Below are 19,638 nucleotides of genomic sequence, written 5' to 3'. Positions count from 1 at the left end.
ACGTGGCATTAACAACACGGCCTGCTTTAATCCCGGCAGGACAAAACAAGCAGGCCGCGAATATAATAATGGCTCGTCGGGCAACGGTGTCGTGACGCGCATTATCCTCTATAAGGGGCGGGAGCGATTAGTTTTTTGCTAATTTTCGCTCGATAGCTTTCATCCGCTTGCTCATATCACTGATATTCATGACTAAGGCGGCGGTTTTCCGCCACTCTTTATTCGGCTGCAGCGGGATCCCGGATGAGTAGACGCCGGGTTCGGTTATCTGGCGCATCACCATGCCCATGCCGGTTACCGTGACTTTATCGCAGATAGCCATATGGCCGTTGATGACGCTGGCGCCGCCAATCATGCAATAACGTCCAATGGTCAGGCTGCCCGCCATGATAACGCCGCCGGCCACCGCAGTATTGTCACCAATAACCACGTTATGCGCAATCTGGCACTGATTATCAATAATCACGCCGTTGCCGATAAGCGTGTCGTCCAGCGCACCGCGATCGATGGTGGTACAGGCGCCGATTTCAACCCGATCGCCAATAATGACGCGGCCCAACTGCGGTATTTTGATCCAGTTGCCGCGATCGTTGGCATAGCCGAAGCCGTCGGCGCCGATCACGGTGCCGGATTGAATCAGGCATCGCTCGCCGATAGAAATATCGTGATAGACGGTGACGTTAGCCCATAAGCGCGTGCCGGCGCCGATACGGGTGTTCTTGCCGACAAAACTGCCAGGGCCGACGATGACGTCATCCCCCAGCACGACGCCGGATTCAATCACGGCGTTAGCGCCCACCGCCACCCGCTGTCCCAGGGTCGCGTCCGGCGCAATGACCGCCCCGGCGCCGATGTCCTCGGCGGGTTTCGGTGTGCTGTCCATCAATTGCGCCATACGGGCGTAAGTCAGGTAAGGATTGCTGACCACCAGCGCGGCGCCGGTGAAGAAAGGCAGACTGTCGGCGGTGAGCACCACCGCTGACGCCTGACAGGAAGAGAGTTTTTCACGAAAGCGGCTGTCCGAGAGAAACGTAATCTGGCCCGCTTGCGCGCTGCCCATGGAGGCAATGCCGGTGATGACGATATCGCCATCACCGTGCAATTGTGCATCCAACTGCTGTGCTAAATCAGCCAGTCGAATTGAATACATGACTTATTTAACATGCTTTAGAACGTCAGCGGTGATGTCTTTGGCGTTGGTGGCGTAAGCCACGGCGTTAGCATCGATCACCACGTCATAGCCTTCTTTGCTGGCTACGCTCTTCACCGCGTCCTGAATGCGGCTCAGAATCTTGTTACGTTCTTCCGTCTGACGACGACGGTTGTCCTGCTCAAACGCCTGCGCTTTGGTGGAGAACGTTTCGCGCTGCGCCATCACCGATTTTTCCAGTGAGCTGCGCTCGCTGGCTTTCATGGTAGAGCCGTCACGCTGCAGACGCTGCATCTTGGTCTGTAGGTCACGTTCCATGGACTGAAGTTCGGTGGCGCGGCCCTTAAATTCATTTTCGAGCTGTTTAGCGAGCACGGCGCGCTGCGGCGACTGCTGGAAAATACTGGAGACGTTAACCACAGCGATTTTATCGGCAGCTTGCGCGACGGCGGAGGTGGCGAGTGCTAAACCCAGGCCCGCGGCATATAACCACTTTTTCACTATAAACTCCTTAACCACTATTTGTGTTTTGCTTCATTGTAAAGCCAGGCGAAGGTGAAAACCTGCTTTTCACGTAACATCTCTGTTCTGCGTCAATTCCCCTGTCGCCCTGCTCCTTGCCTGCACATCATCCCGTGTAATATTACCACGTTTTGCCAATATTAAACTGGAACTGCTCTGACTTGTCGCCATCGTATTTCTTGACCGGCTGCGCATAAGAGAACACCAACGGCCCCAGCGGCGACATCCACTGCAGGGCGATACCGCTGGAAATACGGATATTGCCCGGATCGCTGTAGTCCGGAATACCGGCGGCGCGGGTAGCGGTAGTATTTTGCCAGCTGGTATCCCACACGGTACCGCCATCGACAAACAGCGAGGTGCGCACCGAGTTGGCATACTTCTCACTCAAGAACGGCGTCGGCACAATCAGTTCCGCGCTGGCAATCGCCATCGCGTTACCGCCCACGGCGTCGCTGGATTTGTCTACCGGACAATCACTATAGCGGGTATTGTTGCTATTGCACTTATAATACGCCGCTTTCGGACCAATGGTATTGGAACGGAAACCGCGCACCGTATTGGAACCGCACGCGTAGAAGTTGTCGTAGAACGGCTCGTCATTACCGCCCAGACCATCGGCGTAACCGGCGCGAGCGCGGCCCATCAACACCCAGTTGCCGCTTTCGCTAAGCGGGATGTAATGGCTGGCGTCGAAGATGATTTTGTAATATTCGTTGTCGGAGCCGGGCACCGTCACCTTACCGGTCAGGCTGGCGCGCGAGCCGGCGGTGGGTAAGTAGCCGCGGTCCAGATTGTTGTAGCTCCAGCCCACCGACAAGAAGAAATCGGCGGCGCTGAAATCGGCGTCGCTGTCGGCCTTATTGGTGGTGACCACCTTGGGATTGATACCGACGCTATCCAGGTAGCGCCACATCGTCACCTGCGGCTGCATATTGGTCAGATCGTCATGCACGTAATCCAGGCCTAAATTCAGCGAGTGGTTTTCGCTTATCGGGAAGCCCAACGTGGTACCCACGCCGTAGCTGCGCAGATCGTAATCGGACAGGTCCGCGTCATCGGCGCTAAAGTCGTTGTAGAAGATCTTGCCGCCCAGGCTGACGCCATCCACCGTAAAGTACGGATCGGTCATCGACAACTCGGCATAGGTCTGGTAGTCGTTCTTGGTACCGCTAAAGCCGACCGAGTTACCGGAGCCCAGCCAGTTATCCTGTTGGATACCGAACTGGAAGCTGACGCCGCTCTCGGTGCCGAAGCCAACGCCGACGTTGATGCTGCCGGTGTTGCGCTCTTTCACCTTGTAGACCACGTCCACCTGATCCGGCGAGCCGGGCACGCGCTGGGTTTCGGTATCCACAGTTTCAAAGTAGCCCAGACGATTGAGGCGCTCTTTACCCTGATCTACCAGATTGCTGCCGAGCCAGGCGCCTTCCATCTGGCGCATTTCACGGCGCAGGACGGAGTCCTTGGTGATATCGTTGCCTTCAAAACGCACGTGACGGACGTAGAACCGGTTGCCCGCGTCGACGCTGATGTGCAGCTTGACCGTTTTATCCGCGTCGTTTATTTCCGGCTGCGTCGCCACGCGAGGATAGGCATAACCGTAACGACCCAGCAATTGCTTGATGTCGTTTTCCATCTTGGTGACCTTGGCGCCGTTGTACAGTTCGCCAGGCTGCACCTTGGCCAGCTGTTCGATTTCAGTTGAGTGGCCGGCCATGTTGCCGTTGAGAACCGTACCGGACAGCTTGTATTGCGCGCCTTCGGTGATGTTCAGGGTGATGTAGATGCCCTTTTTGTCCGGCGTCAGGCTGACCTGCGTGGAGTCGATATTGAAGCGGGCATAGCCGCGATCAAGATAAAAGCTGCGCAGGGTTTCCAGGTCCCCGGCCAACTTTTGCTTCTGGTACTTGCGATCGCCCACTACGTTCCACCACGGCACTTCATCGCGCAGCTGGAAGCGTGAGATCAGCTCATCGGTGGTGAAGGCATGGTTGCCAACAATGTTGATTTGCTGGATCTTGGCCGAAACACCTTCGGTGAAGACCAGCTTCAGGTCAACGCGGTTGCGCGGCAGCGGCGTAACCACCGCCTTGACCGTGGCGCTGTATTTACCGGCGCTGTAGTAGAAGTCCTCAAGACCTTTTTCGATATTGGAAATGGTGGTGCGGTCAAGGGCCTCGCCAACCCGCACACCCTGGGCATCCAGGTTTTTCTTGAGCATTTCTTCCTTCACCGCCTTGTTGCCGGAGAAGGTGATGCTGGCAATGGTCGGGCGCTCCTTGACCTGTACCACCAGTGAATCTCCGTCACGCAGCACCCGGACATCCTCAAAGTTTCCGGTAGCGAAGAGCGCGCGGATGGTATTGCCGATATCTTCATCGGTCGCCGTGTCGCCGACACGGATCGGCATACTGAGTAACGCCGCACCGACGGGAACCCGTTGCAGTCCTTCGAAATGAATGTCCTTCACTACGAACCCGTCTGCACCGTATACGGTGGCGCTGCTAAGAAGCAGCGACGCTATGAGCAACTTTTTCATCGCCATCGTGGTTATGCGTTCTTCCTAACATAATCTCAGGCTATCATAGCCTGGAGAAATCATTGAAAAGGGCCAGACCCATTAGCAGCACCAGCAAAATCGAGCCGATACGGTAACTAAAGTCCTGCACTCGTTCGGACACCGGCCCTCCCTTGAGCTTTTCTATCGCCAGGAAGAGCAAATGGCCACCATCTAACACCGGTAACGGGAACAGATTGATAATCCCTAAATTGACGCTTATCAGCGCCAGAAACATCAGGTAATAAATCAAACCGTATTCCGCTGACATCCCTGCGCCCTGAGCGATGGAAATCGGACCGCTCAGATTGTTCAGCTTAACATCTCCGGTTACCAATTTGCCTAACATACTGACCGTAAGCCGCATCAGCTGCCAGGTTTTTTCGCCGGCCTGGGCCAGCGCCGGTAGCGGACCGTACTGTCGCACGGTTTTATATTCCGCCGGCAGCGGGATAATCTTCGGCACGACGCCCGCGACCCCCTCAACTTTCCCCTTGCCCACCGATTTGCTGTCGGGCTGCAGGGTGATATCCCTAGCCTCACCCTGCCGGTCAATGCCCACCTGCAGCGGCCGACCGGGGTTGTCGCGTACGCGGGTGACAAACAACGGCCATGCGGTGACCGGCTGACCATCGACTTTAACGATCCTGTCGCCTGCTTGCAAACCGGCTTTCATTGCCGCCGAGCCCGGCTGGACTTCGGCAAGCACCGGCTCGATGCGCGGACTCAGTGGAATAATACCCAGTGCCACGATAGCATCTTGCTTGTTCGGCTCGAACTGCCAGCCGCGCAAATCCAGCGTTTTCCGCTCGGCGTGCGTAGAGCCGAACGGCGCGACGCAGAGGGTGGTTTCACCGTCGCCAATCTTGTCGATAAGCTGCAGACGAACCGAATCCCAATCAGGCGTTTCGATACCGTCAACCGACTTAAGTTCCATACCGGGAGAAATTTCGGCCTGGGCCGCGATGGAATGCGGGGCCACTTCGCCGATCACCGGCCGATAGCTCGGCACGCCGATAAGAAACACCAGCCAATAGGCAAAAACGGCAAACAGGAAGTTGAATACCGGACCGGCGGCGATGATCGCGGCGCGCTGCCAGACGGTCTTGTGGTTGAACGCTTCATGACGACGTTCGGTGGCGACGGTGTCTACCCGCTCATCCAGCATTTTGACATAGCCACCCAGGGGAATGGCGGCGATAACATATTCCGTCCCGCGTTTATCGCGCCGGCGCCACAGCGCGCGCCCGAAACCAATGGAAAAACGTTCCACCGTCACGCCGCAGCGGCGGGCCACCCAAAAATGGCCGAACTCGTGCACCGTGATTAAAACGCCCAGCGCCACGATAAACGCGGCAAGACTCCAGAAAAAGTGCAGCATAAGCGCTCCCAGTCCCGACTCAGATAGCGTTAAAGACCAGCAGCATCAGACAAGCGAACACCGGCACCGCGGCGGTCAGGCTGTCTATACGATCTAAAATGCCGCCATGCCCGGGGATTAAATGGCCGCTGTCCTTAATACCGGCCTCCCGTTTAAACATACTTTCGGCCAAATCACCCAGCACCGACGCTAGCGCTGCCACGATTGAGCAAACCAGCAGCGTAATCGGTGCGGCGTCAAGCGGCGCATACTTGCCGAACAACCAGGCGATGACCGCGGAGGTGACCAACCCGCCCACCAGCCCTTCCCAGGTTTTGCCGGGAGAAACTTTCGGCGCCAACTTGTGGCGACCCAGCGCACGACCGAACATGTACGCACCGGAATCCGCGCCCCACACCAGGACCATGACATACAATAGCCACCAGGCGCCGGTGAAGTGGTTAATATCATAATGGTGCTGACGCAGCGCCAGCATCCCCCAAAAGAAGGGCAAAATGGTCAGAATGCCGAACGCCAGCCGCAGCGGTCGGGATTCCCGCCACAGCGTGGCGGAGCGGGGGTAGCAAAGCACCAGCAGCAGCGCCGCCAGCCACCAGACCAGGGCGACCCACAGTGCATATTGCGCCTGCCAGACGGTCACGAACGGCCGGTAGGCCGGCACGGTGAGCATCATCAGCGCCAGCAGCGGACCGCAGAGAATCGCCAGCCAGATGCGCTGGCTGCGCGAGGCCAGTCCCGCGAGCTGGCCCCATTCCCAGGCGCTGAGCATACACACCGCGAGGGTGACCAAGGCAAAGCCGACCGGCGGCAACAAAAACAGTGCGGCGATAACGATGGGTATCAGAACAAAAGCAGTAATCAGGCGATACTTCAGCAAAAATCCCCCCTAGGATGCGTTGGCATCATTAGGTGTTGTTCCACCGAAGCGCCGCTCGCGTTGAGCAAAAGCATTCAGCGCACCTTCAAAAACAGCGTCGTCAAAATCCGGCCATAACACGTCGGTAAAAAACAGCTCTGCATAGGCAATTTGCCACAGCAAAAAATTACTGATGCGATGTTCTCCTCCGGTACGGATAACCAGATCCACCGGGGCCAGCTCGTTCATGCAGACCAACTGGCACAAGGCGTCCTCATCTATCTGGTCGGGACGCAGGATACCCTCTTGCACCCGGGCGGCAAGTTGCCGTACCCCCTGGATGATATCCCAACGCCCACCATAATTCGCGGCAATATTCAGGGTCAACCCGTCATTATTGCAGGTGAGCGCCTCGGAACGGCGGATCCGCTCCTGCAGCCGCATGCCGAAACGCGAAGTATCGCCGATAATACGCAGCCGGACGTTATGCTTGTGCAGACTTTTCACTTCGCTGTCCAGCGCCAGGACAAACAGCTCCATCAGGGCGGAAACTTCCTGTCTGGGACGATTCCAGTTTTCGCTGCTGAACGCATACAGCGTCAACGCGTCGAAATGGTGGCTGACGGCAAAGCTAACCGCGCGGCGGACCGACTTGACGCCAGCCTGGTGACCGAAGATACGTAATTTCCCCCGGTTTTTAGCCCAGCGGCCGTTGCCATCCATAATAATAGCCACATGGCGTAGTGAGGAAGCAGGCAACGCTTTTGGCTCTTGCTGATTTTCGGACGACATCACGCTTACGTATTTCCTCACTGAGAATAACACCGTCTTACCGGAACGAAGGGCCCCGAACGCGCAAAAAAGCCGTGTGCGCACACGGCCTGTGACTGATTTTACCCGGCTGGCCTTCATCGACGGAATGAGAGGCGCGAACTATATCATTTTGCCGGTCAACGAACAAATCAGCCATCGCGGCGCCCCGGCGCCTCACCGGCCAAAATGAATAACGCTATGGCGGGCCCTTTCCCGCGCCTGGCAGTCAATGTTCAGCACCGCTTCCACGCTATCCGGTTCGGGCAGGCTAAGCTGTTCCAGCACCCGCCGATTCACGGCGGCAATAGCGGTAAAACGGATATCGCCGCGCAAAAACGCCGCCACCGCGATTTCATTGGCGGCATTAAGCGTGGTCGTCGCCGCCTGCCCCTGCTGTCTGGCGTCGACTGCCAACTGCAGGCAGGGATAGCGTGCGGCGTCCGGCTGCGCGAAGCTCAGCGTGCCGAGGCGTAAAAAATCCAGCGGCGCGACACCGGACGGCACCCGTTCGGGATACGCCATGGCATGGGCGATGGGCGTACGCATGTCGGGGGATCCCAATTGCGCCAGCACGCTGCCGTCGGTGTAGCGCACCATGGAGTGAATGATCGACTGAGGGTGCAGCAGCACTTCCATCTGCTCGGCCGCGGCATTAAACAACCAGCGCGCTTCGATATATTCCAGCCCTTTGTTCATCATGGTGGCGGAATCCACCGAAATCTTGCGCCCCATCGACCAATTGGGATGCGCGCAGGCCTGTTCCGGTGTCATCGTGGCCAGCTCCGCCAGCGGCGTCTGGCGAAACGGGCCGCCGGAACCGGTCAGTACAATGCGCGACACACCATGTTCCGCCAGGGAAGCGTAACCCAACCCGCGCTGAAGTGGTTCAGGTAAACTCTGAAAAATCGCGTTATGTTCGCTATCCACCGGCAGCAACCTGGCATGATGGCGACGCGCTTCGTTCATGAACAGCCGGCCGCAGGTGACCAGCGACTCTTTGTTGGCCAGCAAAACCCGCTTGCCGGCGCGCAGCGCCGCCAGCGTCGCGGCTAGCCCGGCGGCGCCGACGATCGCGGCCATCACCGTATCCACCTCATCCAGCGCGGCCAGCTCGCAGGCCGCCTGCGCGCCCGACAGCACGGCGGTGGCGACACCCGCTGCGGCCAGATTGGCCTTGAGCATCCGCGCGGCGGCGTCATCCGCCATACTGGCGTAGGCGGGACGGAAAGCCAGGCACTGCTCGGTCATCAAGGCAACGTTATTGCCCGCCACCAGCGCGCGCACGGTGTATTGGTCGGGATTGCGCTTTACCACCGCCAGCGTACTGGTGCCAATGGAGCCGGTACTGCCTAGGATCGTCAAATGCCGCATGAAGTTACTTTTTACTACCGCGTTGGAATATGAGGGAAACATCTAGTCTGAGACGATGGTGGCGTTTTGTCCATGGCGGCTTTAACAAAAAAAACGCCGCAGCGACAGCACCCCGCCGGGGAGGCGCCGCTGTGGCGTTTTCATTCCGCCAGCGGATTAAATTTCCATTAATTCCGCTTCTTTTTCCGCCAGGGCGCTATCAAGCTTCTTGATCCAGGCGTCGGTCAGCTTTTGGATCTCGTCCTGGGAGCGGCGATCTTCATCTTCACCGATGGTTTTGTCTTTCAACAGCGCCTTCACCTTGTCGTTGGCATCGCGGCGAACATTGCGCACCGATACCCTGCCCTGCTCCGCCTCGGCGCGTACCACTTTTATCAGGTCGCGGCGGCGTTCTTCGGTAAGCGGCGGCAGCGGCACGCGAATCACCGTGCCGGCGGAAGACGGATTGAGCCCCAGATCGGAGGCCATGATGGCCTTCTCCACCGCCGGTGCCAGCGCGCGGTCGAAGACGGTGATAGCCAGGGTACGGGAATCCTCGGCGATAATATTGGCCAGCTGGCGCAGCGGCGTCAGCGTGCCGTAATATTCGATCTGAATACCGTCAAGCAGGCTCGGGGAAGCGCGGCCCGTACGGACTTTGCTGATGTGGTTTTTGAACGCGTCGACGCATTTTTCCATGCGAATCTCGGCATCTTTACGGATTTCATTAATCACGTTGCGAACCCTTGAGACTTGGTTATCCGGGCGGACCGTGGCCGTAGGTTGCCAGGCCCCGTTATGCATTACTTGGTAATCAAGGTGCCTTCTTTATCACCCATGACCACCAGCCGCAGCGCGCCAGGCTTGTTCATATTGAACACGCGTATTGGCAGATTGTGATCCCGCGCCAGAGTGAAAGCTGCCAGATCCATGACCTTCAATTCATTCTCCAGCACATCCTGATAAGTCAGTTGATCGTAAAGTGTAGCATCCGGGTGTTTTACCGGATCGGCGGAAAAGACGCCATCCACTTTCGTCGCTTTCAGCACGGCCTCGGCTTCGATTTCAATGCCGCGCAAACAGGCGGCGGAATCGGTGGTAAAGAAGGGATTGCCGGTACCGGCGGCGAAAATCACCACACGATTATTGCGCAACAGACTGATGGCTTCGGCCCATCTGTAATTGTCACAGACGCCGTTCAGCGGAATCGCCGACATCAGGCGGGCGTTAACATAGGCGCGGTGCAATGCGTCGCGCATCGCCAGACCGTTCATCACGGTCGCCAACATCCCCATATGATCGCCCACCACGCGATTCATGCCGGCCTTCGCCAGCCCCGCACCGCGGAACAAGTTGCCGCCGCCGATGACCACGCCCACCTGGATACCCAACTCCACCAGTTCTTTCACTTCCTGGGCCATACGATCCAGCACGCTGGCGTCGATACCGAAACCTTCGGCGCCCTGCAGGGCTTCACCACTCAATTTGAGCAGGATACGCTGGTAAATGGGTTTTGCGTTGGTTGCCATTTGATCTGTTCCTTGAGAGCGATTTGATGGGATGGAATTGACCTGGTGCCGCGCCCGGCTGATTAGTGCGGCACACGTCGTCTGACATTATTCCGGCTCATTAAAGCGGAACCGCCTGCAGGAGGTTCCGAACGACTTAATTAAAACTGCTTACCCATCGCGGCCACTTCGGCGGCGAAATCGACTTCGGCTTTCTCAATGCCCTCGCCCACTTCAAAACGGATGAAGTTGTTGACTTTGGCACCGTGTTCGCCCAGCAGCTGGCCGACGGTCTTGCTCGGGTCCATAACAAAGTGCTGGCCGGTCAGAGAAATTTCGCCGGTGAACTTGCGCATACGCCCTTCCACCATCTTCTCGGCGATTTCACGCGGTTTGCCGGACTGCATGGCGATGTCGAGCTGGATTTGATGCTCACGGGCGACGACGTCGGCCGGGACATCATCCGCGTTGACATATTCCGGTTTGCTGGCGGCAATGTGCATGGCGACGTGTTTCACCAGTTCCTCGTCGGCGCCGGCGGCGGAAACCATGACGCCAATGCGCGCGCCGTGCAGGTAAGAACCGAGCACGTCGCCTTCCAGGACACTGAGGCGGCGGATATTGATGTTTTCGCCAATTTTAGCAACCAGCGCGGTGCGCTGTTCTTCAAATTTGGCTTTCAGCGCTTCAACGTCGGTAATGCGTTCGTTCAGCGCGGCGGTGATGACCTCGTCGCCAAAGGCTTTGAAACCGCCGTCTTTGGCAACGAAATCGGTTTCACAGTTCAGCTCGATAATGACGCCGTATTTGCCGTCTTGAGCGATTTTGGTCAGGATGACGCCTTCAGCTGCGACGCGGCCGGCTTTCTTGGCCGCTTTCGCCTGGCCGGACTTACGCATGTTATCGATAGCCAGTTCGATGTCGCACTGGGCTTCAACCAGCGCTTTTTTGCATTCCATCATGCCCGCGCCGGTACGTTCGCGCAGTTCTTTAACCAGGGCGGCGGTAATATCAGCCATTATCTTTTCCTCGTTATTCCGTGTTGGAGATAGGTAAAAAAGAGGGCCTGATGACAGGCCCTCTAACCAACATATTTAAAACTTGGTTAATAAGGGCTCCTAAGAGCATGCCTTATTATTCAGCTTCCACAAAGCTTTCTTCAGCCTGTTGCGCCAGATCCTGAGAACGACCTTCGCGCACGGTGGTGGCAACGGCAGTCAGGTACAGGTTGATTGCGCGGATGGCGTCGTCATTACCCGGGATAATGAAGTCCACGCCGTCAGGATCGGAGTTGGTGTCAACGATGGCGAAAACCGGAATGCCCAGATTGTTGGCTTCTTTGATAGCGATGTGTTCATGTTCCGCATCAATAACAAACAGCGCATCCGGCAGACCGCCCATATCCTTGATACCGCCCAGGCTGTTTTCCAGCTTGTCCAGTTCACGAGTACGCATCAGCGCCTCTTTCTTGGTCAGCTTCTCGAAAGTACCGTCCTGAGACTGGGTTTCCAGATCTTTTAAACGCTTGATGGACTGACGAACCGTTTTCCAGTTGGTCAACATCCCACCCAACCAACGATGGTTGACGAAGAATTGATCGCAGCTGTTGGCCGCTTCTTTCACTGCTTCGCTTGCGGCGCGTTTGGTGCCGACAATCAGGATTTTACCTTTGCGCGAAGCAATTTTGTTCAGCTCGGCCAAGGCTTCGTTGAACAGGGGTACGGTTTGTTCCAGGTTGATGATGTGAACCTTGTTACGGGCGCCGAAGATGAAGGGCTTCATTTTCGGGTTCCAGTAACGGGTCTGGTGACCGAAATGCACGCCGGCCTGGAGCATGTCACGCATGGAAACAGTTGCCATGATAAACCTCTATGTCTGTTTGGGGTTATGCCTCCACGTATCCCATACGGCCGACCCCGACCTTGTGGTCAGAGCACCCCGGCGCAGGTGTCGATACGTGTGTGTAATAACACAATTGAGTTTTGTTGTAGCGATTGACGCGCGGCTTGAAAAATCCCGGCGCCTATCGTCGGCGCGCTTTATACCATAAACCACGTACGGACTCCACCAAATGTTTTCCGAAGCCGGCGGGAAAATGATAATTGGCAGTGCCTGTCCGTACTGATACCATTAATCACAATCGCTAATTTGGCTTATATTATTTTGTCGACCTTGGTGCCGACTGTGGATCCCTTTATGGCCATTCCTATCAAAACAGCAGACGATATTGCAAAGATGCGCGTTGCCGGCCGGCTGGCCGCCGAGGTGCTGGAAATCATTGAACCTTTTATCAAAACCGGCGTGAGCACCGGCGAACTGGATCGTTTGTGCCATCAGCATATCACCGAGCAGCAGCAGGCCGTATCCGCGTCGCTCGGCTACCACGGTTTTCCGAAATCGGTGTGCATTTCGGTCAATGAAGTGGTGTGCCACGGTATCCCGAGCGATGAAAAAAAGCTCAAAGAAGGCGATATTCTGAATATTGACGTTACGGTCATTAAAGACGGCTTCCACGGCGATACCTCAAAAATGTTTATCGTCGGCAAACCGACCATTCTGGGCGAGCGGCTATGCCGGGTGACGAAAGAAAGCCTGTATCTGGCAATCCGCATGGTCCGGCCGGGCATCCGCCTGCGCACGCTGGGTAAAGCGATTCAACAGTTCGTTGAAGAGGAAAGCTTCTCGGTGGTGCGGGAGTATTGTGGTCACGGTATCGGCGAAGGCTTTCATGAAGAGCCGCAGGTGCTGCACTATGACGCCGACGACGGCGGTGTGGTGCTGCAACCGGGTATGGCGTTCACCATTGAGCCTATGGTTAACGCCGGCGACTACCGCATCCGTACCATGAAAGACGGCTGGACGGTGAAAACCAAGGATCGCAGCCTGTCAGCGCAGTATGAGCATACGATCGTAGTCACCGAGGACGGCTGCGAAATCATGACGCTGCGCGCCGATGATACCTTGCCGACGGTAATTTACTACCCGGCCTAAAATCACTTGCCGCGCGACCGGTTGAAGCCGGGCGCAGGCGAGCGTTAATTTCGCGGGCAGCCCCGGTAAACCAGCTTGCGCGCCGGGCTGCCCTACTATGCAGGGCGACCCGATGCCGGACCAAATCCTTCAATTTACCCATCCGCCGCTGCCGCGCCAGCTGCCGGTAAAACCGTCCTCCCCCCTCACCTGGCCGGACGACGCCCTGAATCGCACGTTTCTCAAGGAGCGGATGGAGGAATTTTACCGCTGGCTGGCCGACGCTTTTGATGCCGGCGAGACGGCGGAAACGCTGGTGGACGCCCGTACGCTGTATATCGATCAGCTGTTGCGGCAGTTGTGGTACTACCACGGCTTCGCCCACGCGCCCCATACCGCGCTGGTGGCGGTGGGGGGCTACAGCCGCGGCGAGCTGCATCCGTTGTCCGATATCGATGTGCTGGTGCTCAGCCAAGCGCCGCTGACGCCGCCGCAGCAACAGCATATCAGCGAGCTGCTGACGCTTTTGTGGGATCTGAAGCTGGAAGTGGGTCACAGCGTGCGCAGTATTGCCGAGTGTTTGGAAGAGGGGCGCGCCGATATGACGGTCGCCACCAATCTTATCGAATCTCGCTTGATTTGCGGCGATCTGGCGCTGTTTCTTAACCTGCAAAAACAGGTGTTCAGCGATGATTTTTGGCCCTCGCGGGCGTTTTTTCCCGCCAAGCTCGCCGAGCAGCAGGAGCGCCATTCGCGCTATCATGGTACCAGCTATAATCTCGAGCCGGACATTAAAAGCAGCCCCGGTGGCCTGCGGGATATCCATACCCTGCTGTGGGTCGCGCACCGCCATTTCGGCGCCACCTCGATGGATGAAATGGTGGGTTTTGGCTTTATCACCCGCGCCGAGCGGGATGAACTCAACGAGTGCCAGAGCTTTCTCTGGCGCATCCGCTTCGCCCTGCATCTGGTGCTGAATCGCTACGATAACCGGCTGCTGTTCGACCGTCAGCAGAACGTGGCGCAGCTGCTACGCTACCAGGGGGAAGGTAACCTGCCGGCGGAGCGGATGATGAAGGATTTTTCCGCGTCTCCCGTCGCGTCAGCGAGCTGAACCAAATGCTGCTGCAGTTGTTCGATGAGGCGATCCTCGCCCTGGCGCCCGATGAAAAACCGCAGTCGCTGGACGACGAGTTTCAGCTGCGCGGCAACCTGATTGATTTACGCGACGAGACGTTGTTCAGCCGACAGCCGGAGGCGATTTTACGCCTGTTCTGGCAAATGGTGCGCAACCAACATATCGAGGGCATTTATTCGGCTACCCTCCGCCAGCTGCGCCACGCCAGTCGTCACCTGGCGGCGCCATTGTGCACCATCCCCGAGGCGCGGACGCTGTTCATGCAAATTCTGCATCAGCCGGGCGCGGTAAAACATGCCCTGCTGCCGATGCACCGGCACAGCGTGCTGTGGGCCTACATGCCGCAGTGGAGCAATATCGTCGGCCAGATGCAATTTGACCTGTTCCATGCGTATACCGTCGATGAGCACACCATTCGGGTATTGCTGAAGCTGGAAAGTTTCGCCGCCGAAAGCCAGCGGCCGTACCATCCGCTGTGCGTCGAGCTGTTTCCGCGTTTGTGCCAGCGGCATTTATTGCTGGTGGCGGCGCTGTTTCATGATATCGCTAAAGGGCGCGGCGGCGATCACTCCCAGCTTGGCGCCCGCGACGTGCTGGAATTTGCGGCGCTGCACGATTTGCCCGCCGAGGATGCCCAATTGGTGGCGTGGCTGGTGGAAAGTCATCTCGTCATGTCGGTGACCGCCCAGCGGCGGGATATTCAGGATCCGGACGTGCTGGTGCAGTTTGCCGGCGAAGTGCAGAGCGAGAGCCGCCTGCACTACCTGCTGTGCCTGACGGTGGCCGATATTTGCGCCACCAACGAGACGCTATGGAACAGCTGGAAACAAAGCCTGCTGCGCGAGCTGTTCTTCGCCACCGAGAAGCAACTGCGCCGCGGTATGCACGTATCGCCGGACGTGCGCGAGCGGGTACGCCACAACCGCCGGCAGGCGCTGGCGCTGTTGCGTATGGATGGCATCGACGAACAGCGTCTGCAGGAAATCTGGAGCCGCTGCCGCGCCGATTATTTCCTGCGCCATACCCCTAATCAGCTGGCCTGGCATGCGCGCCATATGGTCCTGCACGGCCGCGACGAGCCGCTGGTGCTGATAAGCCCGCAGGCCACCCGCGGCGGCACCGAAATTTTCATCCGCAACCAGGATCGCCCTTATCTGTTCGCCGCGGTCACTGGCGAGCTGGATCGCCGCAATCTGAGCGTGCACGACGCGCAGATTTTTACCAACCGGGACGGTATGGCGATGGACACCTTCGTGGTACTTGAGCCGGACGGCAGTCCACTGTCACCGGATCGCCACCCGGTCATCCGTCAGGCGCTGCTGCAAATTCTGCAGCCGGGGGATTACCGCCACCCGCGGGTGCGCCGCCCTTCCTCCAAGCTGCGTCATTTCAACGTGGATACCTCGGTGGTGTTTCTGCCTTCGCCGACCGAACGTCGCAGCTATCTGGAGTTGACGGCGCTCGATCAGCCCGAGTTGCTGGCCCGCGTCAGTGAGGTGTTCGTCGATCTGGGCATTTCGCTGCACGGCGCGCGCATTTCCACTATCGGCGAACGGGTGGAGGACTTGTTCATTTTGGCAGACGGCGACCGTCGCGCGCTCTGCCGCGCAATGCAGGCGGAAGTGCGGCGACGCTTGACAGAGGCGCTCAACCCAAACGATAAAGTGTGATACAAGTAACCTTATGAACTCCCATTAAGCCGACAGACAGGACAAGACAGGATGCAGTCATTACAGCAGATTATTGAAACCGCCTTTGAACAACGCGCCGCGATAACGCCGGCGAACGTCGACGCCGCCACCCGCGACGCGGTGAATGAGGTTATCACCGCCCTCGACAGCGGCGCGCTGCGGGTCGCGGAAAAAATCAACGGCGAGTGGGTCACCCATCAATGGTTGAAAAAGGCGGTACTGCTCTCATTTCGCATCGCCGACAATCAGCTTATTGAGGGCGGAGAAACGCGCTTTTTCGATAAAGTGCCCATGAAGTTTGCCGGCTGGGACAGTGATCGCTTCCAGTGCGAAGGCTTCCGCGTCGTACCGCCGGCCAGCGTGCGTCAGGGCGCCTACATTGCCCGTAACACGGTGTTGATGCCCTCCTATGTCAATATCGGCGCCTATGTCGATGAAGGCACCATGGTGGATACCTGGGCCACCGTCGGCTCCTGCGCGCAGATCGGCAAAAACGTCCATCTGTCCGGGGGTGTGGGCATCGGCGGCGTGCTGGAGCCGCTACAGGCCAACCCGACTATCATCGAGGACAACTGTTTTATCGGCGCCCGCTCCGAAGTGGTTGAAGGGGTTATCGTGGAGGAAGGCGCCGTCATCTCCATGGGCGTGTTTATTGGCCAGAGTACCAAGATTTACGATCGCGAAACCGGCGAAGTGCATTATGGCCGCGTGCCGGCCGGGTCGGTGGTCGTATCCGGCAATTTACCCTCCAATGACGGGCGTTATAGCCTTTATTGCGCGGTAATTGTGAAAAAGGTCGACGCCAAAACCCGCGGCAAGGTGGGTATCAATGAGTTATTACGCACCATCGACTAATATTATCCACGGCGGCAGCGTTCGCGCCCGGTCAGTACGGCGGCAAATCCGGCCGTAAGTCACAGCGTATGACGCCGCCAGGCGTCATAATTTCACCTATACCGCACAGCACCAGGGGACGACCATGTACGATAATCTGAAAATCCTTGGCGTTAATCATCCGGACGATATCGACCGCTACAGCCTGCGCCAGGAAGCCAATAACGACATCCTCAAAATTTATTTCCGCCGCGACAAAGGGGAGTTTTTCGCCAAAAGCGTCAAATTCAAATATCCCCGGCAGCGTAAAACCGTGGTGTCGGACAACGCGGCGGAAGGCTACCGGGAAATCAATGAAATCAGTCCCAATCTGCGCTATGTGATCGACGAGCTGGATCAAATCTGCCTGCGCGATCAAACCGAGGTGGATCTGAAGAGCAAGATTTTGGACGACTTACGCCACCTGGAAAGCGTGGTGTCCAACAAAATCGCCGAGATCGAAGCCGATCTGGAAAAATTGACCCGGCAGAAATAACCAGCCGCACGGCGGCACTGGCGCGCGTCAGGGGCCAGGGAGGGCACCGCCGGCGCCGGTCACAACCTTCGGCATCCGGCGCCACATCCCTGCTTGCGGCATTTGCTGCCACATCCCTGCCCGCGGCATTTGCTGTCACGTCCCTGCCCGGGCGGGCGGTGTCGCATCCCTGCCCGCGGCATTTGGCGCCACATCCCTCGTCCCTGCACGCCCCTCATCCTGCCCATTATTAAACCTGCGGCATCCGGCTACAGGTCTACATGGTTTTAACGCCCGATGCCCTGCCGCCGTAACACGACGCCTACTGCCACGCCACCCTCTCGCCATAGCACGCTGCATGCCGGCAAAGCACAGCCGCCGACGTGAGTTCCTATAACAATGCGCCCCACTCCGCCGCCCAGCGGCAGGCCAGCGTTTCCGGCTCGGGATGCTCCACGGCATCGATTTCCAGCAGACTGCCCACCCGCGTGGCACCCTGCTCCTGAAGTAGCGCGTCAAATGTCTGCCCTGCGCCGCAAAAGGTATCATAGCTGCTGTCGCCCAGAGCGATAACGCCATAGCGCAGCGCCGGCTGATGCCCCAGCTTATCCTTCACCTGCTGGAATAGCGGTACGATATTATCCGGCAATCCCCCAGTCCGGTGGTGGAAGTAATAATGAGGATCACCCGTTCGGCATACGCCTGCCACTGCTCAAGGCCGCCGTCCTCAAACAGCGTCACCTGGTGGCCTTGCTCTGTCAGAACCGACTCCACTTCTTCAGCGGTCAACAACGCGTTACCGTATACCGTACCGATAAAAATACCTATCTGCGCCATAGCGCTTGACTCCCCTGACCTACATCGTGTGATAAAGGGCCTTATCCTGACCCGAAGGCCCGGCAAACTCAACCCTTTCATATGCAGGGAGAAGGCCGCGCCAGCCGAATCGGTCCATCAATTGTTGCCAACTGTCGTCCCAGCCGGCGTCAATAACCAGCGGCTCGCCGGTGACCGGATGCGCCAGCGCCACTCGGCAGGCGTGCAGCATCAGCCGGCCGCAGCCAAAGGCGGCGGTGAAGCCGCGGTTGTGGCGCAGATCGCCATGAGTGGTGTCGCCGATAATCGGATGGCGTAAATGCGCCATATGGCGGCGCAACTGGTGCTTGCGGCCAGTCTGCGGGGAGAGGGACATCAGGCTGTAGCGGCTGGTGGGATAACGGCCAACGGCGACCGGCATCTCCACGTGTGCCAGCGCCTGATAATGGCTTTGCGCTGGCTGCGGCTTTTTATCGGGGTTGGCAAATTTGTCGGCGATTTTATCCAGCTCGGGTGTTAACGCATAGTCTATCGTCCCTTCGCCATCCAGATAGCCACGGGTGACAGCCAAATACTGTTTGTTCACCTGATGGTTCTCGAATTGCTGCGCCAGTCTGTGGGCAACCTAGGTGGAGAGCGCCAACAACAGGACGCCGGACGTCGGGCGATCCAACCGGTGTACGGTAAACACGTGCTGCCCCAGCATGTCGCGCACCGTCTGCATCACCACCACTTTTTCCTTGCGATCCAGCCAACTGCGGTGGACCAGCCAGCCGGCCGGTTTATTGACCGCCACCAGGTACTGGTCCTGGTAACATATCTCAATCATACACTTCACCGCTCAGCAAACGATCTAACTGGCGTAATTGCGTCAACAGCGCGATGGCCTCGGGCAGCGCTTCTTCAAAATACGGCGTCAGGGCGAAACGTTCCGGTAATGGCGCGTCGCGATCCAGGAGCGCATGCATGCGCGGCAGCAAAATCCATTGCAGCCACTGCTGTGCATCCATGGTATCGATGCAGAACGGCTCCACGCTGTCGAAGGCCGCGCGCGCCGGCGGCTGCGGCTGCCAGATTTCGGCGTCGCGCATGGCCTGCTCGATGTCGAACAGCCGCTGACGAACCTGTTGATGTAACGTCATCTGATCCTCCCACGCCGCGGGACCCGACGGCGCCGTACCATGCAAAACCGCAAAGAATATCATCAGAGCGGTGCCAGTGCTAATTATGGCCGCAAAACGGGCAAAAGGGGAAATCCCGCTCACATGACGCAAACGGTTTCATTGTCAATAGTGATGTTTTCTTTGGAAAAAAACGGCCGCGTTATTCACCGCAGTGATGTGCTGCCGCGGCGCTCTGCTTACGCGCGCCTCGGCGCCATGGCGAGCCGATTTCATCACCCTTTTTCCGCCGGAGACGACATCAAAGAAAAGGGGGTACTGTTTAAACAGTACCCCCGGTTCGTTTTATAGCAATCCCGCTATGTTTATGCTCCCTGCCCAACTCCATGACGCTTGTTATACAAGATAACATTG

15 protein-coding genes and 3 pseudogenes are annotated in these 19,638 nt (G+C 57.8%); 4 read left to right on the top strand and 14 right to left on the bottom strand.

Annotated features, from left to right (window positions below; translation table 11 throughout):
* Positions 1-127: 127 nt before the first annotated feature.
* The 11 genes from lpxD to rpsB form a co-directional block, all read right to left on the bottom strand.
* A complete protein-coding gene (gene lpxD, locus JZM24_RS08350) occupies positions 128-1,150 on the bottom strand; it encodes a UDP-3-O-(3-hydroxymyristoyl)glucosamine N-acyltransferase (RefSeq protein ID WP_215669308.1) in 1,023 nt (340 codons plus the stop codon).
* 3 nt (positions 1,151-1,153) lie between these two features.
* Positions 1,154-1,651, bottom strand: a complete 498-nt coding sequence (gene skp / locus JZM24_RS08345; protein WP_215669307.1) for a molecular chaperone Skp — start codon at positions 1,649-1,651, stop codon at positions 1,154-1,156.
* Between the two features lie 142 nt (positions 1,652-1,793).
* The gene (gene bamA, locus JZM24_RS08340) at positions 1,794-4,220 is read right to left on the bottom strand and encodes an outer membrane protein assembly factor BamA (RefSeq protein ID WP_215669306.1); all 2,427 of its coding nucleotides are present in this window, start codon (positions 4,218-4,220) and stop codon (positions 1,794-1,796) included.
* A gap of 37 nt (positions 4,221-4,257) precedes the next feature.
* Positions 4,258-5,613, bottom strand: coding sequence for a sigma E protease regulator RseP (rseP, locus tag JZM24_RS08335; protein ID WP_215669305.1), 1,356 nt, complete (start codon positions 5,611-5,613; stop codon positions 4,258-4,260).
* A gap of 19 nt (positions 5,614-5,632) precedes the next feature.
* Positions 5,633-6,490 carry a phosphatidate cytidylyltransferase gene (gene cdsA, locus JZM24_RS08330; RefSeq protein WP_215669304.1) on the bottom strand — a complete coding sequence of 286 codons (858 nt, stop codon included), beginning with the start codon at positions 6,488-6,490 and terminating at the stop codon, positions 5,633-5,635.
* A gap of 9 nt (positions 6,491-6,499) precedes the next feature.
* Positions 6,500-7,261 (bottom strand): (2E,6E)-farnesyl-diphosphate-specific ditrans,polycis-undecaprenyl-diphosphate synthase, encoded by a 762-nt coding sequence (gene ispU / locus JZM24_RS08325; protein ID WP_215670065.1) that lies wholly within the window; start codon positions 7,259-7,261, stop codon positions 6,500-6,502.
* Positions 7,262-7,456: 195 nt separating this feature from the next.
* On the bottom strand, positions 7,457-8,653 hold the full coding sequence (gene ispC, locus JZM24_RS08320) for a 1-deoxy-D-xylulose-5-phosphate reductoisomerase (protein WP_215669303.1): 1,197 nt from the start codon (positions 8,651-8,653) through the stop codon (positions 7,457-7,459).
* Positions 8,654-8,809: 156 nt separating this feature from the next.
* Entirely contained in the window at positions 8,810-9,367 is a 558-nt protein-coding gene (gene frr, locus JZM24_RS08315; protein ID WP_074012187.1) for a ribosome recycling factor, read from the bottom strand.
* Positions 9,368-9,435: 68 nt separating this feature from the next.
* Positions 9,436-10,161 carry a UMP kinase gene (pyrH, locus tag JZM24_RS08310; protein WP_215669302.1) on the bottom strand — a complete coding sequence of 242 codons (726 nt, stop codon included), beginning with the start codon at positions 10,159-10,161 and terminating at the stop codon, positions 9,436-9,438.
* 140 nt (positions 10,162-10,301) lie between these two features.
* On the bottom strand, positions 10,302-11,159 hold the full coding sequence (gene tsf / locus JZM24_RS08305; RefSeq protein WP_215669301.1) for a translation elongation factor Ts: 858 nt from the start codon (positions 11,157-11,159) through the stop codon (positions 10,302-10,304).
* 115 nt (positions 11,160-11,274) lie between these two features.
* A complete protein-coding gene (gene rpsB, locus JZM24_RS08300) occupies positions 11,275-12,000 on the bottom strand; it encodes a 30S ribosomal protein S2 (RefSeq protein WP_074012181.1) in 726 nt (241 codons plus the stop codon).
* Between the two features lie 336 nt (positions 12,001-12,336).
* Between rpsB and map the strand changes: the two genes are divergently transcribed.
* The 4 genes and pseudogenes from map (at position 12,337) to JZM24_RS08280 (ending at position 17,308) form a co-directional block, all read left to right on the top strand.
* Entirely contained in the window at positions 12,337-13,131 is a 795-nt protein-coding gene (map, locus tag JZM24_RS08295) for a type I methionyl aminopeptidase (protein ID WP_215669300.1), read from the top strand.
* Positions 13,132-13,243: 112 nt separating this feature from the next.
* Positions 13,244-15,918 (top strand): annotated as a pseudogene (gene glnD, locus JZM24_RS08290) (bifunctional uridylyltransferase/uridylyl-removing protein GlnD).
* Between the two features lie 51 nt (positions 15,919-15,969).
* Complete coding sequence (gene dapD, locus JZM24_RS08285) at positions 15,970-16,794, top strand: 2,3,4,5-tetrahydropyridine-2,6-dicarboxylate N-succinyltransferase (RefSeq protein WP_215669299.1); 825 nt, start codon at positions 15,970-15,972, stop codon at positions 16,792-16,794.
* Between the two features lie 124 nt (positions 16,795-16,918).
* Positions 16,919-17,308, top strand: coding sequence for a DUF3461 family protein (locus tag JZM24_RS08280; protein WP_215669298.1), 390 nt, complete (start codon positions 16,919-16,921; stop codon positions 17,306-17,308).
* Between the two features lie 370 nt (positions 17,309-17,678).
* On the opposite strand, the pseudogene JZM24_RS08275 reads toward JZM24_RS08280, so the two are convergent.
* From JZM24_RS08275 to JZM24_RS08265, 3 genes and pseudogenes are all read right to left on the bottom strand, one after another.
* Positions 17,679-18,124, bottom strand: a pseudogene (locus JZM24_RS08275) (flavodoxin).
* A gap of 19 nt (positions 18,125-18,143) precedes the next feature.
* Positions 18,144-18,932, bottom strand: a pseudogene (gene truC, locus JZM24_RS08270) (tRNA pseudouridine(65) synthase TruC).
* Positions 18,925-19,245 (bottom strand): YqcC family protein, encoded by a 321-nt coding sequence (locus JZM24_RS08265; protein ID WP_215669297.1) that lies wholly within the window; start codon positions 19,243-19,245, stop codon positions 18,925-18,927. Before JZM24_RS08265 ends, truC begins: the two are co-directional and overlap by 8 nt.
* Positions 19,246-19,638: the final 393 nt, after the last annotated feature.

The sequence above is a fragment of the Candidatus Sodalis endolongispinus genome, from assembly GCF_018777395.1.
Lineage (GTDB): Bacteria > Pseudomonadota > Gammaproteobacteria > Enterobacterales > Enterobacteriaceae > Sodalis_B > Sodalis_B endolongispinus.
This window is presented reverse-complemented; position numbering and strand designations above follow the sequence as displayed.